We start from the raw sequence: 14418 nt of genomic DNA on the forward strand, positions 1-14418 counted from the left end.
GGAGATCCTCGACAACATCGCCGAGGGCGGCTTCTCAACGGGGTGTACGCGCCGACGACACTCAGCACCCGCTGCCCGAAGTCGACCGCCCGCACGCGCACCATGTCGACGCCGGCCGGGCGCAACGCCTTCGCAACGAGAACGGGCAGCGCGTCAGGCGCCGTCATCCGTGCCGCGTGAATCGCCTCTTCGATGACACGGGCGACCAACTGCAGATGCGAAGGCTTCGACATCATTGCTGAGCCCGTCCCCTCGAACGCCCCGGTTACATGAGGCGCTCGACCGGTTCCTCGACGAGCGGAACTTCTACGGTCGGGACCTCATCGCCGGCATTCTGGCCGGCGTCCAGGGTGTGGCTGCGCTCCCGGCGCTGCTGCGCGCATCGGCCCGCGATCTCGGTGACGACCAGGACAGCTTGACTGGCGAGATCATCGACCTATTGCGTATGAACAATGCAGCCGCGCGTCGCACGGTGCTGGACCTGGCCACTGGTGGCACCCCCGAACTACGCCGGGCAGGACTGTGGGCGCTTGGATTCGTGGTCGAAGCGCAGGATGTCGAACTGCTGGCCGCAGCCGCGGCGAACGTCGACCCGCGGGTCAGGTCCGTGGCGATCGGCTCGATTCCCGACCCTGCTGGCGATGACCGAGCATTCCAGGTGCTCGTCATGGCGCTGCGTGACCTCGACGATCAGGTACGCATTTCGGCTGTCAGCAGGCTCGGCTACACCGGCCGGGCCGACGCGGTTGCGCCACTCGCCGCCCTCGCCCCGGACCCCGTGCCGCGGGTGCGGTCCATGGTCGCGTACGCACTCGGCCAGCTCCGCAAGGTCGAGGCAACCCCGGCGTTGCTGCGGCTGCGACACGACCCCGATCGGCACGTCCGCGAGAACGCCCTCGAAGCCCTTGGCTCAGTCGGCGGGGCGGCTGCGGTCGACGTGTTGCTGCTGATCGCCGGCGATGAGGATCCGCTGCTGCGAGCCCAGGCCGCGCGGGCGCTCGGCAGGGCGGTGGACTCGGATCCGCGGTGGTTTCGGTAGCGGGGCCTTCGCGGTGTTTGCGGAGTTCTCGGTACAGCGTGGAGCGGCTGATGCCGAGGCCGGCGGCGACTTGCTCGGGGATCGCACCGTCCTTGATCCGCCGGGCGGCTCCGGCTGGAGCGTGCCGTCGGCGCCCGCGCGGCCAAGCAGGCCCGCGGCCTGCCGACCGGGCGCCCGGCGAAGCTCCCGGGCGACGAGGTGTGAACGACGCGAAACCACGTTGCACGTTCACGACGTCGCCACCGTGGGCTCACGGGGGCGCCAACCCGACCCGATTCAGTGCACCCCATGATCCGAACTCTCCGCACCCTGGGCCGCGTCACGCGGCCCTCGCCCTCCCTCTGCTCACCCCGCTGCCGGCGTACGCCGCCGTGCCGGACTCCCTACCGGCGCAGGCGGCGCCGGCGGCCGACCACGTGATCTTCATCGGCCTCGACGGCTTCGACTACGACTACCTGGGCGAGGTGCCGACGCCCAACATCGACCGGCTCGTCAAGCGTGGCAGCGTGACCGAGTCGACCGGCGTCATGCAGTCGATCACCAACCCGTCCTGGTCCTCGGTCGCGACCGGCGCCTGGCCGGAGCGGCACCTCAACACCGCCTACGTCTACGACCCGGCGTCGCACACAGCCCGTGGCCAGGAGCGCGATCTCGCGGTGCCCACCATCGCGGAGGCGGTCCGCGCCCAGGGCGGCACCGTGATGTCGTCGCAGTGGTTCATCGTGCAGAACCACGGGACGGCGTACGGCGACCCGGAGGGCATCTACACCCAGCCCGGCGGTGACTGCTCGCGTCGCGTCGACGACATCGTTAAGGTGATCAAGGGCGAGCCCGTCAAGAGCGGCGCCACCATGGTCACGGCCCCGAAGATCCCCGACCTCATCGCGGTCTACTGCGACGCGCTCGACGCGATCGGCCACGAGGGTGGCGACCACGACCCGCGGATCCCGGGCACTCTGGCGGATCTCGACGCCCAGATCGGCCGGATCGTGCAGGCCACCAAGGACGCCGACATCTTCGGCCGCACCACCTTCGTCATCACCGGCGACCACGGCATGACCACGTTCACCAAGGGCTTCGGCACGCAGGTGATCGACGCGATCGCCAAGGCCGGCTACAAGGCCGAGCTCCTCGGGACCGGCAAGACGCCCAAGCCCGACACCGACGCCGTCATCGTCGTCGGCGGCATCGGCAGCCTGCACCTGGTCGGCGCCGCGAAGAACGACCCGCAGGCGGTCGCGAAGATCAAGGCCGCGCTCGAGGCGACCCCGCACGTGAGCCAGGTGTTCGACAAGGCCGCCCAGCAGGCGATGCACATGAGCCCCCGCTTCGGTGAGCTCGTCATCGAGCCGGAGCCCGGCTGGTCGATTGGCGGCGACCCGGCGGGCGGCGTCGCCGGCCGTCACGGCGCCACGACAGAGCTGCACATCCCGCTGGTGCTCGCCGGCGCCGGCGTCCTGCCCGGTGTGCACCCCGTCGACCCGCACCACGTCGACATCGCTCCGACGATCGCCGCGCTGCTCGGCATCCAGCCGCCGTCGGGCGCGCAGGGTCGGGTGCTGAGCGAGTCGATCCGCGACTGACGCCGGAGCGTCGCCGTGGCGGTGACCTCCACCGTCACGGCGACGCGTCGTCTCAGGACGTCCGCGCGGGCCACAGCGACTTCCCGTGGCTGCCGGGAACCTGGGCGAGCGACGTCTTGACATCCTCCCGGCCCTGAAGGGGCCGGGATTCCCACGGTTGCCCGTGGGGTTTCCTGTTTCATCGCCGACTGCCTTTCCGGGAGGTTTCCCTTGAGGTCTTACATCAGCTCGGCAGGCGTTTTACCTCTCCGCCAGCCCGGCGGCGAGGATGTTCTTGGCGGCGTTGATGTCCCGGTCGTGCTCGGCCCCGCAGCCCGGGCACGGCTCAGCGCGTCGATGTCCGTGAGTTAGAAGGCCTGAGACGCTCACTGGTGGCAGAACCGGGCCATCGTGAAGGGCGGGCCGGGCTGCGCGGTGGGCCGCCAGACCGGGTTCAGCGTGATCGCCAGGGCGGGTGCAAGCCAGGCATCTCCCAGCTTCTGGAGGGGGCCGAACTCGCGGCGGGGGTGGTTGACCTCGGCGCCGGCGAGGAAGCTGATCAGGACGGCGTTGGCGCTCATCCGGCCGATGATTCCCGCGTGGAAGGTCGGTACCTCGACCACAGGAATTCTGATCTTCTGGCCGGGCGGGGCCTCGGCCGCGGCCACGGTGGGCAGGAAGGCGACAACGCGTACGCCCGGGATCGGGCACAGGATCTGGAAGCGGTAGAAGGGCGCCCCGTCCAGCAGTGAGCGGACGAACGGCTCGTCGGGGGTGCTGCTGGCCCGGTTGCCGATTTTCGTCACCTGGAACATCACCCGCAGTAGCCACCCGGCTGCCAGCCCCCAACCGGTACTGGCGTCCGGCGGAGGATAGTAGGTGCGGCCGGCGCGGGTTAGCGGGCTGAACATTGCCAGCGCGTGCACCGGAGAGCCAGGCCGGTTCCGTAGGTAGGTGAGCGCCACTACCACTCCCTCGCTCTGTGCGATCAGGGCGATCGGTCGGCCGGTCCGCCGGTGTACCGCCTCGACCCGCGCGGCGAGCAGCTGTGCGCTGGACTCCAACGACCGGTGGGTGGCGTTCGGCCGGTAGGGCAGCGGGTGGCCGTGCGGGTCCAGGCCGACGTATGAGAACAGCTGGACGTTCGGGTCCGCTGCGGGCCGGCCGTCGTACGCGGAGTCGTGTCCGGCCAGCAGGATCACCGCGTAGGGAACCTGCGGCGGCAGCGGCCGGGTGAAGATCGGCGGTGTGAAGGTGTTGGCCTGGTTGCCGGGCTGGGAGAGCACCTGCGACGCCAGGGGAACGGCCAGGGCGAGCACCACGACGATCGGCACGACCGGCATCCGCGGCCACCGTACGCGCTTCTGCAGGACGGCCGCGTGCACCGTTTGCCGCCAGAGCAGGCCATTGAGCGCGCCGACGGCCGCGGTGACGAGTGGCGTCCAGACTTCCGGCGTGGTCCACACCAGCCCGCCGCCAACGGTGATCACCGCGAAGTCGAGTAGCGACCAGCCGACCAGTTCGGCCGATGGCAGTCCGCGCCACAGGCTTCGGCCCACCGACATCCGCTGCAGGAAGGGGGCGAGTATCAGCATCGGAATCAGTGAGGCGAACAGGAACCAGGACAGCGAGAGCACTGAAGCGGCGACCGCGTAGGCGGCGAACGGCAGGACGAGGACCGCCCCGAACGCGGCCACCCCGACGTTGCGCCGGAGCAGCGCCCGGCGCGGCGGCCGTGGGCTGTTCGCCGGCCAGGCCAGGCTGACGATCGCCGTGGTCAGCACTCCACGCAGCGCGATCAGGCCCAGCAGGCCGGAGCCGAACAACAGCCAGGTGTTGTGGTAGACGAGCAGCCAGCGCATGTCGTGGTAGGAGTCGTATGGCCAGACCGCAGTGCTCTGCGGCGCCAGCCCCTCGGCTGAGAGGAACCCGACCAGCACCAGCACGAGGACCTCGGCCAGCGGGACCGCCGCGGTGATCCCGAGCAGCGCCAGCAGTCGTCGGTGCGTTGGTCGCACGAGCCCTCCTCCAGTGCAGGCGGCGCTACCCCGACTCTCCCGCTTGCGGCGATCACATAGGGCTGAACGATCAGACCGGTCCGTCAGTCGCACCTGCGGCGACCGCACCGACGACGCCGGCCCGTCGCCGGCCGAGGGGATCCGTCGGCGACGTGCCGCTGGGGTTGCTGGATGGGGCGGCAGGGGCGCGCGGGGCCGCGAGGTGCGGCTACCGCGTCGTGAGGCCGAGATCGTCCTGGTCAACGTGGCATTGTCGTCGTCGCCGTCCGGCGATCAGACCTTTGCTCCGGCCAGGCCGGCCCGGCGGATGTACAGCGTCTTCTGCAGCACGACGGCCGGATTCGATGTGCAATCGGTAGACGAGGTGACCTGGTCTGTGTCCGGGGCGGCCTCTCTGGGTGGCTCGCGATGAGCCGCCATCACGACGCTCTAGAAGCGCTAGACGCAAGCGCTCAGCGAGCGCTAAGCTTGTCGTTTAACCTGCCGTCCCGATGAGCTGCGAGTTTGGCTCGGGATCAGGCTGCGCACTGTGGACAGCAAGCGGCCTTGGCGTGACATGGATGTTGCTGAAAGACCGCGCAGCACCTCCTACAGGGGCTGGGCTGGCAGCCGGGACACCGCCTCGACATCCAGCCACACCGAGGGGTGCTCGTCATCGCCTCGGCAAACGATGGGTCGGCACGGGGTGGGCAGCCGAGGGCAGCTGCCCCTTCCGGCTTCCGCACGGCGGATGTGCCGGATCGAGTCCGGCCAGCCGGTACTGCTGGCCGCTCTTGTCGCCCATGACCTGATCGTTGTGCACTCGATCAGCGCTGTCGCTCGCCTGCTCGTCGAACTGCACGCCGAGGTGGCGGGAGGCGACCATGTCTGCTGATCTCGCCACTGTTGCCGCAGCCCGGCAGGTCCTGGCCCACCTTGGCGTCACCTTGGCCGATCTGGAGTCCGACGCCGGCGTGCTGGTGTCGCTGCCGACGGTCGCGGAGTATCTGCCGCGCGTTATCGCGGCGGCGGGCCCGGGTGCGAGACGGACCTACGGCACGTACTGGGAGCGCATGGCCGCCGCGTGGGGTGATTGGCCCCTGAACCGCGTCGCGGCCAGTGACATCGAGGCGATGAAACAAGAAATGATCGCTACGGCGCGATCGCGGCGTAACAGCCGCAACGGTCGGCATGCCGGCGAGCATGTCATCGCCGCCGCCCGCGCCTTCTACTTGGCCGCGATGGTGCGGTGCCGCGCTCGCGATACCTCCCGCTGGGAGTGCACGCCCAGCAGGTCCAGCAGCGCCAGCTGTCGCGGGTTGTCGAAGTCCACCGGCCCATAGGTTTCCGGCAGCCCCCAGCGTCGCCATCCCCAGCGCGAGCAGGAGCAGGCCCGGCCCGGGGAGGGGGAACAACAGTGCGCCGGCGACCAGCTGCACCCAGCCCAGCGCGGTGAACACGGTGCGCTGGCTGAACGGGCGACCCGGGCGGGCGGAGGACCGTGGGCCCGTCACCAGCGCGAGCTCGGCCGGCCGGCCGGGGGCGGTGGCCGGCGTGCGGAACGGCGGCCCACCGGGGATCTCCCGGTGGGCCGCCTGAATCTCCGTCATGGGATCCGTGTGTGACGCAAGGTCAGTCGACGTCGGTGCCGGGCAGGGCTGCGCCCGGCACGTCCTTCGGCAGGTAGATCTTGGCGTCACCCGGGTAGGGCAGGTCCCAGTTGTGGGCGCCGTACCACGTGTACCGGTTCATCAGCTCCGGGTTCGCGTAGTCGGCCTGCGCCCACTTGCCGGTGAGGCGCTGCTTCGAGGCCCACTTGTCCCACGCCTCCGAGTAGGAGACGAAGCTCGTCGGGACGGGGCCCTGGAGGGCGGCCGCGTTGGCGCCGGTCGGCGTGTCGAGGCCGCACGCGGGCGCGGTCTTGATGTTCTCGGTCAGCGAGATGTTGTTGGCCTTCGCGGTGTACGGCGTGAGGTCGGCCTTGGGCGTGAAGGCGCCGTACATCGGGGTGGCCGCGGCGACCTTCTGGTTGAGCGGCTCCGCACCCAGGATCTGCTCGATGGTGCGGACCATGTTGATCTGGGAGTAGTAGGTCGAGACCGTCTTGCCGTGGACGGCGTACGGGCTGATGACCTGGATCGGGGCCCGGTGGCCGTCGACGTGGTCAGGGCCGGCCTGGCTGTCGTCCTCGACCACGAAGATCGCGGAGTCCTTCCAGTACGGGCTGTGCGAGATCGTCTCGACGATCTTGCCCAGCGCGAGGTCGCCACCGGCGACGTTCGACCGCTGGGACACCGGACCACCGGTGTGGTCGTCGGAGAGCCACACCATGTTGAACTCCGCCGGACCGTTCTTCTGGAAGTCGTCCTTCCAGATCTGGTAGCGGTACAGGTCGGGGATCTGCATGTCGAACGGGGGTGCGGTCGGCACGGTGATGTTGTTGAGCGAGGGGATCGGCGAGCCGTAGTTGCCCCTGAGCGCGGGGCTGGTCAGCTGCGCCGGGTCGCCGCCCTGGTCGACGTTCTGCGCGGCGCAGTAGTACTGCTGCCAGGTCGAGCCGGCCGGCTTGCCGCTGGAGGAGTAGACGAACTCGCCGAAGTTCTTGGCGGAGTGGCCGGCGGCCATCACGGCGGTCCACAGGAAGCCCGAGCGCTGGTGGCCCAGCACGTCCTCCTGGGTGTCGTAGCTGCGGACGTACTCACCCGCGCTGGACTCGGTGTACTCCGGGTTGTCACCCTGCATCAGCCAGTTGTGACCCTCGGCGGAGTTCGTGCCGACGTCGTAGGTGTTGTCGTAGAGACCGAACTGCCGCGAGAGCGCGTGGATGTTGGGCGTGACCTGCTCGCCGAACTGGGCCAGCGACGGGTCGCCGTTGCCCTCGGGCATGTCGCCGTGGACCTGGTCGTAGGTGCGGTTCTCCTTGACCAGCATGAAGACGTGCTTGATCGGCGAGGGGTCACCGATGCGCCGGGGCACGGGCAGGGGCGCCACGTTGCTGCCGCGGACGGCGCGCTTGACGTCGCTGTCCGCACCGCCCCAGCCGTTCTGCTTGAAGACCTGCGGGGTGTAGGTGTCCCTGATCTCGCTGTCGGAGGGGAGGGTGAAGCGGGTCAGCGAGGCGGTCGTGGCGTGGGTGCCGTGACCGGTCGCCGGGGTGGTGCCGAAGCCCTGGTTGTAGGTGATGGCCGGTCCCCGGGCGTCGATGCCGCGACGGTTAGCCACGACGACCTGGTCGCCGACCGAGAAGACGTCCTCGGGGTAGTAGTCGGTCGGGACGAGGCCGACGTAGCTGACCGGGTCGAGCGCGCTCTCGCCGAGCTTGTAGACGGCGATCGCGTTGGCACGGCCGAGGCTGACCAGCAGACGGCCGTTGTACACGGCGATTGCGTCGGGCTCGTAGCCGACCTCCGAGCTCTGCCAGGGCTTGGTCTCGATCGTCTGGACGACCTTGTCCGTGGTGGTGTCGACCACCGAGATGGTGTCGTCGTTGGTGTTGGCCACGTAGAGCGCGCTGCCCTCGAGGTGCATGTCGGTCGGGTGGAGACCGACCTCGATCTGGCCGATGGGCGCCGCGGCGTTGGCCGTGTCGATGACGCTGAGGACACCGGTGGTCGAGGTGCCGAGCACCGGGTCCGCCGGGACGTTGGTGCCGTAGGACTTGATGGTGTCCTCACCCGGCTGAGCCAGGCGGCCGCCCTCGTCGCTGACGTAGAGCTTGGTGCCGACGAACTTCAGCTGACGCGGCGCGATGCCGACGGGGTAGGTCGCCTTGATGGTGCCCGCGACCGGGTCGATCGCGACGACGGTGTTCTGGCCGTTGACGGCGGCGTACAGCGTGCTGCCGTCGGGCGAGAAGGTCATGCCGCCGGTGAGCGCCTGACGGGTGGGGCCGGTAAGGTTGGGGATGGCGATCTTGGTGCCGGCCGCCAGGGTGCCGTCGGCGTTGACCGGGAACCGGGTGATGCCGGTCGCGTTCGGCATGAAGAGGAACTTGCCGTCGGGGGAGTAGAGGGGGCTCTCCTGGCCGACGGTGTTGTCGGAGGGACGCAGGTTGGCGCCCGAGGCGGTGCCAGCGCGGAAGATCAGCTGGTAGGTCTCCAGGTCGAAGATCTGCAGCGAGATCGACCGGTCGTTGGCGGTCGCGGCCAGGAAGCGGCCGTCGGGGCTGATCGTGGAGCCCATGAACTTGCCGTAGTTGGTCACGAGCCGCTCACCGAGCGGCTTGATGATCTGGTTGGAGGAGATCTGCAGGCCGTCGGTGTACTCCTCGCCGACCAGATTCTCACCGAAACCCCTGGTGGAACCGTAGGCAACACCACCCGTGACCGTGACCGCGAGGGCCACGCCGCCAGCCACGAGGCCGGTGGGCAACGAGCGCAGGAGGCGACGACGAGGCCGCTTCACGACGCGGTTGCGCCTTACATTCATCTGGTTTCCCTTCACTTTGTAGTTGCCAGCAGGTCGACGACTCCGTCGAACTGCCACAGCGGGTTCGGTCGGTCACCCAGGGGGGTGGCGACCTGGAAGAACCCGTTGACCTCCTTCGGCCCGTCGCCGTCGGCGACATACCGTCCGTCCGCGGTCACATCGAGCTGGTAGATCGCGTTGCCGGTCGCGGTCGCACCAGGGAGGGTCCACGTCACGACGCAGCGCCAGTCGGCGCCCGGACCGTGGTCCTCGACGCGCTCCCCGGCCTTGTCGCACTTGGCCGTGGCGTGGAGCTGCTCCTCGGTGACCGCCCGCCGGTTGAGCTGCTCGGTCTGCAGGACGTACAGGTGCGAGAACGACGTCGCCAGCGAGGCCTCGAGCTTGGGCCGCTCGATGCCCGTGCCGTTGGCACCCATGGTCACGGCGACGACCACGGTCGTGACCGCGGCCAGGCCCGCCAGCGGGGCCAGACCCGCGACCAGGAAGCGGCGGCCCATGCCGTCGTAGGCCAGGTCGGTGAAGTCGCGACGCACGAAGAGCCGGTAGGCGAGGTAGGTGGCCAGGGCCGTCCAGGCCAGGCTGACGGCGAGCCCGATCCACAGCGACCCGAGCTGACCTGGGGCCGTGAAGAGGCCGCGGTAGGTAATGAAGGCGTTCATCGGCGTCGCCACCCGGAGCGCCACCGGGACCGGCATCAGCTGGACACCTTCGAGGATGAGCGCGATGACCACCGGCATCAGTAGGCCCAGCGGGGAGCGCCCCAGCGCGACCGACCCGAGCAGGCCGACCGCGGAGAAGGCGAGCGTGGGCGGGACGATGGCCAGCCAGCCGAGGAGGACCGTCCGGGTGAGCTCACCGGAGTCCATGATGTGCCCGTCCAGTCCCGGCATCGGCTGGGTGCCGAGCGCCAGCAGGCCGCCGGCCAGCGACGACACGAGGAGTGCGGCGAGAAGCGCCAGGGTGACAGTGAGCGCGGCCATCGCCTTGGACACGAAGATCCGGCGCGGCGAGCGCACCGCGACCATCAGGTGCCGCCACGTGCCGAGCCGGTCCTCGACGGCGAAGACGTCACCGGCCACGAGACAGGTGAGCAGGGGCAGCACCAACGTGCCCATGACGTCGAGGATGACCAGGGAGCCCGCCCAGCCGGACTGGTTCATCCAGCGGCCGTAGACCGCGTCGGCGGGAAGGGAGGTCTGCTGGCTGATCACCGCCGTGTAGATGGCCGGGGCGAGCAGGCACGCCAGGAAGACCAGCCGGACGCGCCACTGCGAGACCAGCTTGACCAGCTCGAACGTGTAGCAGCGGCTCACCGCCACGGGCTGTGGCTGCGTGCGGACGGGGGCATCGACGATGGCCGCGGTCATCGGGAGGTCTCCTGGAGGTCGGGGGTGGAGCCAGGGCCGATGTCGGCGTCTGGGCCGGGGTCGGTGTCGGCGCCGGTGAGCGCCAGGAAAGCGGCCTCCAGAGGGGGCACGACGGGGCCGAGCTCGCGGATCGCGATGCCCGCGCCGACGAGCCGGGCGACCAGGTCGTCGAGGGCCGGCTCCGGGCCCCGCACGACGACCGACTGGTCGTCGTACTGCGACTGCGACTTCCGGCCCGCGACCTGGCTCAGGCCCGGGATGTCGTCGGCGAGCCGGCGTGCGCCGTCGGCGTCGGTCGTGACGAGCCGGTAGTCGAGCTCGCCGCTCTCCGTGGCCAGCTTGTGCACCGGGCCCGAGAAGACGACCCGGCCGGTGGACAGCAGGGTGACGTCGTCACAGAGCGCCGCGAGGTCGTCCATGCGGTGGCTGGAGAGGACCACGGTGCCGCCGGCCTCGGCGAGGTCGGTGAGGACCTGGTGGACCTGTCGCTTGCCGGCGGGGTCGAGGCCGTTGGCCGGCTCGTCGAGGACCAGCAGACGCGGCTCGCCGAGCAGGGCGGCGGCTAGCCCGAGGCGCTGCCGCATGCCGAGCGAGAAGCCGCGGACGCTGTCACCCGCCACCTCGGTGAGCCCGACCCGGTCGAGCAGCTCGTCGACGTCGGCGGAGCGGCCGGCGCCGCTCCGCAGGGAGACCAGGGCCGCAAGGTTCTGGCGCGCCGTCAGCTCGGGATACAGACCGGGGCCGTCCACGAAGCCCGTGACGCCGCCGGGCACCGACAGGATGCGCCCGACCGGTGAGCCGAGGATCTCCAGCGAGCCGCCGTCGGCCACCGCCAGGCCCAGCAGCATGCCCAGGAGAGTGGTCTTGCCGGCGCCGTTGGGCCCGACGAGCCCGTGGATCTGCCCCTCGGGGAGGTCGAGATCGACCCCGTCGAGGGCGATGACGTCGCCGAAGGTCTTGGTGATGCCGCGCGCACGAACGGCAGCAGCTGGTTGCATCGGGATCTCGTCCCATCCGGCCGCGAGCAGCCAAAAACAGTTGCCAACTCCAACTTCCTTCGACGGCGAACCTAAGGAGCCCAGACGACCTGACCCGATCGATTTGCTGAACGTATTGCAAACGTCTAACCAAACGCCTAGGAGGTCGCGCAAATAGGTCATGCGGGCTGCCAGACATCGATGCGAGCAGGTCATCGAGTGTCTCCCGTAGCGGCTGCAGGTCGAGGGTGTGGTTCGCGATGGCCTCCTGCACCCAACATCACCGCTAGAGCACGAGCAGTTCGGCCAGGTCGTCAGGTCGTCAGGTCGGGCAGCGGTCAGCCTCAGTCCCTCGACGGGCCCGGAAATGCTGGTGTCTTTCCGGCGCCTGCTGATAGCGCTGCCGGCACGGCTCGGCCGGGACCTGGCCCGCGACTCGGGGCTGTCACCGGCGGACTACGAGGTGCTGAGCATCCTGTCGGAGAAGCCAAACCGTAGGTGGGCGCTCAAGGACCTCGCCGCCAAGATGGAGTGGTCGCGCAGCCGGCTGTCCCACCACGCGGCCCGCATGCAGGGCCGGGGACTCATCGACAAGGAGCCCGATCCGCAGGACGCGCGGGGCTGCATCCTGCACCTGACCGACGACGGCTTCAGGATGCTGGAGGAAGCCGACCCGCACCATGTCGTCTCCGTAGGCGCCTGCTCGGTATGGCTTGCCCGGACCGTTCCGGCCGGGTGACCGAACGCGGGCTGCTGCGCGCGCTGGGCTGGACCTGGGTCACCGCATCAGCATCGATCCGCACGCCGGGATGCTGGTCGTCGCCTCGGCGCTGGCCGGGCCGCACGTGGTGGGCAGCCGGGGGGAGCTGCCGCTACCGGCCAGCGCACGGCAGATGTGCGCCATCGCGCCTGGGCAGCCGCTGCTGCTCGCCGCCCTTTTCGCCCATGACCTGCTGGTGATCCACCCGGCCAGGACCGTCGCGCGGCTGCTGGCCGACCTGCATGCCCAGGTGATCGGAGTCCCCAATGACAGCTGATCCTGCCCGTGTCGCCGCCGCCCGGCAGCTGCTGGCTCACCTCGGTGTCACCCTCGCCGATCTGCAGGCCGACCCCGGTCTACGCCTGCCGACCCGTCGGCCAAGCCCGCACCTTCCGGGCAGGCGGGGCTCAGGTTGACGCGAGGGTGGCCGCGGTCGAGCGCGCGGCGCGGAGTACAGCGTTCACGCTGGCGGTGAGGACCGACCGGTCTCGCCCTGCGGCCCAGTGGGGGCCGCAGCTGTTGCGGTATTCGATGAGGGTCAGCGCTTCGCTGTCGCTCCCAGTCGTGAGCGAGGACTGGTGGAGGGAGAGGATCTCGACGCCGATGTGCTGCTCCTCGAGCAACTGGGTGGTGGCTTCGACGGGGCCGATGTCGTCGTAGATGCCCTTGTGCTCGACTCCGTCGATGCGCAGGCTGACGGTCGTACGTCTCATGCCGTCGTGGCTCACGGATTCGAGGTCGACCAGCTCGATCCCATCGGTGTCGGAGGTCAGGTAAACGGATTCGAACAGCTCGAGCAGCTGTGGCGGCTCGATCTCGAGCCCGGTGGTGTCGGTACGTTCCTGAACTCGGCGGGCGAAGTCGATCTGGAGACGGCGGGGCAGCTCGATCCCGAACTCGGTCTCCAGCAGGTAGGCGATGCCGCCCTTGCCGGACTGGGAGTTGACGCGGATGACCGCGTCGTAGTTCCGCCCGATGTCAGCGGGGTCGATGGGCAGGTAGGGCACCCGCCACTCGATGTCTCGCTCCGGGCGGTTCTCGGCTGCTGCGCGGTTGCGGTGTTCGGCGAAGCCCTTCTTGATCGCGTCCTGGTGGGTACCGCTGAACGCGGTGTGCACGAGGTCGCCGACGTAAGGGTGCCGCGAATGCACTTCGATGCGGTTGCAGTACTCGACGGTGCGGCGGATCTCGTCGATGTCGGAGAAGTCGATCATCGGGTCGACCCCTTGGGCGTGCAGGTTCAGAGCCAGGGCGGCGATGTCGACGTTGCCGGTGCGCTCTCCGTTGCCGAAGATGCATCCCTCAACGCGCTGCGCGCCCGCGAGGACGGCTAGCTCGGCGCAGGCGATGCCGGTACCGCGGTCGTTATGGGGGTGGACCGAGAGGATCACCGCGTCGCGTCGGGCGACGTGCTTGTGTATGTGCTCGATCTGGTCGGCGTACACGTTGGGGGTGGCGATCTCGATGGTGGCCGGCAGGTTGAGGATCACCGGACGCTCCGGAGTCGCGTCCCACAGCTCGGTCATGGCGTCACAGACCTCGATGACGTACTCGGGCTCGGTGAGGTTGAAGACCTCCGGGGAGAACTCGAACCGTACGTTCGGCAGGTGACCCGCGAGATCGAGCACATCGCGGCCACCGGCGAGGATCAGCTCACGCAGTTCGTCGCGTCCCTTGTCGAGCACAACGTCGCGCCAGGTCGGAGCGGTCGCGGTGTACATGTGGATGACGACCGGGTTGGGGATGCCGCGAATCGAGTCGACGGTCCGCTCGATCAGGTCGCGGCGGGCCGGGGTGAAGACCACGATCGTGACATCGTCAGGGGCGATATCCGACTGTGCGATGAGACGCACGAAGTCGAAGTCCGTTTGTGACGCCGAGGGGTAGCCGATCTCGATCTCCTTGTACCCCATCGCGACCATCAGCTCGAAGAACCGGCGCTTGCGGGCAGGGTCCATCGGCTCGGGCAGGGCCTGGTTGCCGTCACGCAGGTCGACCGGGACCCACAAGGGCGCCTGGGTCAGGCGGCGGCTGGGCCAGTCGCGTTCGGTGAGTGGGACCTCGACCCGCGTGTAGACGTCGCGGTAGCGGTGCGAAGGCATCTGGGAGGCGCGCTGGCGGTTCCATGCGGGTGCGTCAGACGGGACCGGCCCTGCTGGCGTGCTGATGCCGGGAAATGTGGGCATGCTGCGGTTCCTTCTCCTGGTTGGGTGAACCGGCGCGTTCGTCGACTCCACGGAGGGGAGCCGGTTCGACTAGGCCCCGCCGTGGCGGCGAAGGAGAAGTAC

Annotated in this window: 11 protein-coding genes and 1 pseudogene; 5 read left to right on the forward strand and 7 right to left on the reverse strand. The window is 69.4% G+C overall.

Annotated features, from left to right (window positions below):
- Positions 1-235 precede the first annotated feature (235 nt).
- Together ABZ783_RS30695 and ABZ783_RS30700 are read left to right on the forward strand one after the other, a co-directional pair.
- Positions 236-1039: a HEAT repeat domain-containing protein gene (locus ABZ783_RS30695; RefSeq protein ID WP_357444250.1), complete on the forward strand. Its 804-nt coding sequence runs from the start codon at positions 236-238 to the stop codon at positions 1037-1039.
- 371 nt (positions 1040-1410) lie between these two features.
- Positions 1411-2622, forward strand: a complete 1212-nt coding sequence (locus tag ABZ783_RS30700; protein WP_357444253.1) for an alkaline phosphatase family protein — start codon at positions 1411-1413, stop codon at positions 2620-2622.
- Positions 2623-2987: 365 nt separating this feature from the next.
- Here ABZ783_RS30700 and ABZ783_RS30705 read toward each other — a convergent pair whose 3' ends face one another.
- Together ABZ783_RS30705 and ABZ783_RS30710 are read right to left on the reverse strand one after the other, a co-directional pair.
- Positions 2988-4619 (reverse strand): hypothetical protein, encoded by a 1632-nt coding sequence (locus ABZ783_RS30705; RefSeq protein ID WP_357444256.1) that lies wholly within the window; start codon positions 4617-4619, stop codon positions 2988-2990.
- Positions 4620-5271: 652 nt separating this feature from the next.
- Positions 5272-5484 carry a hypothetical protein gene (locus ABZ783_RS30710; RefSeq protein ID WP_357444333.1) on the reverse strand — a complete coding sequence of 71 codons (213 nt, stop codon included), beginning with the start codon at positions 5482-5484 and terminating at the stop codon, positions 5272-5274.
- Here ABZ783_RS30710 and ABZ783_RS30715 point away from each other — a divergent pair.
- On the forward strand, positions 5483-5941 hold the full coding sequence (locus ABZ783_RS30715) for an integrase (protein ID WP_357444335.1): 459 nt from the start codon (positions 5483-5485) through the stop codon (positions 5939-5941). The genes ABZ783_RS30710 and ABZ783_RS30715 overlap by 2 nt on opposite strands.
- A 63-nt stretch (positions 5942-6004) precedes the next feature.
- Here ABZ783_RS30715 and ABZ783_RS30720 read toward each other — a convergent pair.
- The 4 genes and pseudogenes from ABZ783_RS30720 to ABZ783_RS30735 form a co-directional block, all read right to left on the reverse strand.
- Positions 6005-6208, reverse strand: a pseudogene (locus ABZ783_RS30720) (hypothetical protein); the annotation flags it as partial.
- Between the two features lie 22 nt (positions 6209-6230).
- Positions 6231-9002 carry an alkaline phosphatase family protein gene (locus ABZ783_RS30725; protein WP_357444259.1) on the reverse strand — a complete coding sequence of 924 codons (2772 nt, stop codon included), beginning with the start codon at positions 9000-9002 and terminating at the stop codon, positions 6231-6233.
- Between the two features lie 35 nt (positions 9003-9037).
- Positions 9038-10393: an ABC transporter permease gene (locus ABZ783_RS30730; protein WP_357444263.1), complete on the reverse strand. Its 1356-nt coding sequence runs from the start codon at positions 10391-10393 to the stop codon at positions 9038-9040.
- The gene (locus ABZ783_RS30735) at positions 10390-11391 is read right to left on the reverse strand and encodes an ABC transporter ATP-binding protein (RefSeq protein ID WP_357444266.1); all 1002 of its coding nucleotides are present in this window, start codon (positions 11389-11391) and stop codon (positions 10390-10392) included. The genes ABZ783_RS30730 and ABZ783_RS30735 overlap by 4 nt, the downstream gene beginning before the upstream one ends.
- 346 nt (positions 11392-11737) lie before the next feature.
- On the opposite strand from ABZ783_RS30735, the gene ABZ783_RS30740 reads away from it, so the two are divergent.
- Positions 11738-12109, forward strand: a complete 372-nt coding sequence (locus ABZ783_RS30740; RefSeq protein ID WP_357444269.1) for a MarR family winged helix-turn-helix transcriptional regulator — start codon at positions 11738-11740, stop codon at positions 12107-12109.
- A gap of 70 nt (positions 12110-12179) precedes the next feature.
- On the forward strand, positions 12180-12407 hold the full coding sequence (locus ABZ783_RS30745; protein ID WP_357444272.1) for a hypothetical protein: 228 nt from the start codon (positions 12180-12182) through the stop codon (positions 12405-12407).
- 130 nt (positions 12408-12537) lie between these two features.
- On the opposite strand, the gene ABZ783_RS30750 is transcribed toward ABZ783_RS30745, so the two are convergent.
- Complete coding sequence (locus ABZ783_RS30750) at positions 12538-14232, reverse strand: 2-isopropylmalate synthase (RefSeq protein WP_357444327.1); 1695 nt, start codon at positions 14230-14232, stop codon at positions 12538-12540.
- Positions 14233-14418 lie beyond the last annotated feature (186 nt).

Origin of the sequence: Micromonospora sp. NPDC047738 (assembly GCF_040642675.1) — a bacterium.
In the GTDB taxonomy this organism is placed as follows: Bacteria; Actinomycetota; Actinomycetes; order Mycobacteriales; family Micromonosporaceae; genus Micromonospora.

Excerpts from the sequence above, each read along its gene's own strand:
- ABZ783_RS30745 (WP_357444272.1), top strand. The coding sequence starts at position 12,180 with ATGCTGGTCGTCGCCTCGGCGCTGGCCGGGCCGCACGTGGTGGGCAGC.
- ABZ783_RS30750 (WP_357444327.1), bottom strand. The coding sequence starts at position 14,232 with ATGCCTTCGCACCGCTACCGCGACGTCTACACGCGGGTCGAGGTCCCA.
- ABZ783_RS30715 (WP_357444335.1), top strand. The coding sequence starts at position 5,483 with ATGTCTGCTGATCTCGCCACTGTTGCCGCAGCCCGGCAGGTCCTGGCC.
- ABZ783_RS30730 (WP_357444263.1), bottom strand. The coding sequence starts at position 10,393 with ATGACCGCGGCCATCGTCGATGCCCCCGTCCGCACGCAGCCACAGCCC.
- ABZ783_RS30735 (WP_357444266.1), bottom strand. The coding sequence starts at position 11,391 with ATGCAACCAGCTGCTGCCGTTCGTGCGCGCGGCATCACCAAGACCTTC.
- ABZ783_RS30740 (WP_357444269.1), top strand. The coding sequence starts at position 11,738 with ATGCTGGTGTCTTTCCGGCGCCTGCTGATAGCGCTGCCGGCACGGCTC.
- ABZ783_RS30710 (WP_357444333.1), bottom strand. The coding sequence starts at position 5,484 with ATGGTCGCCTCCCGCCACCTCGGCGTGCAGTTCGACGAGCAGGCGAGC.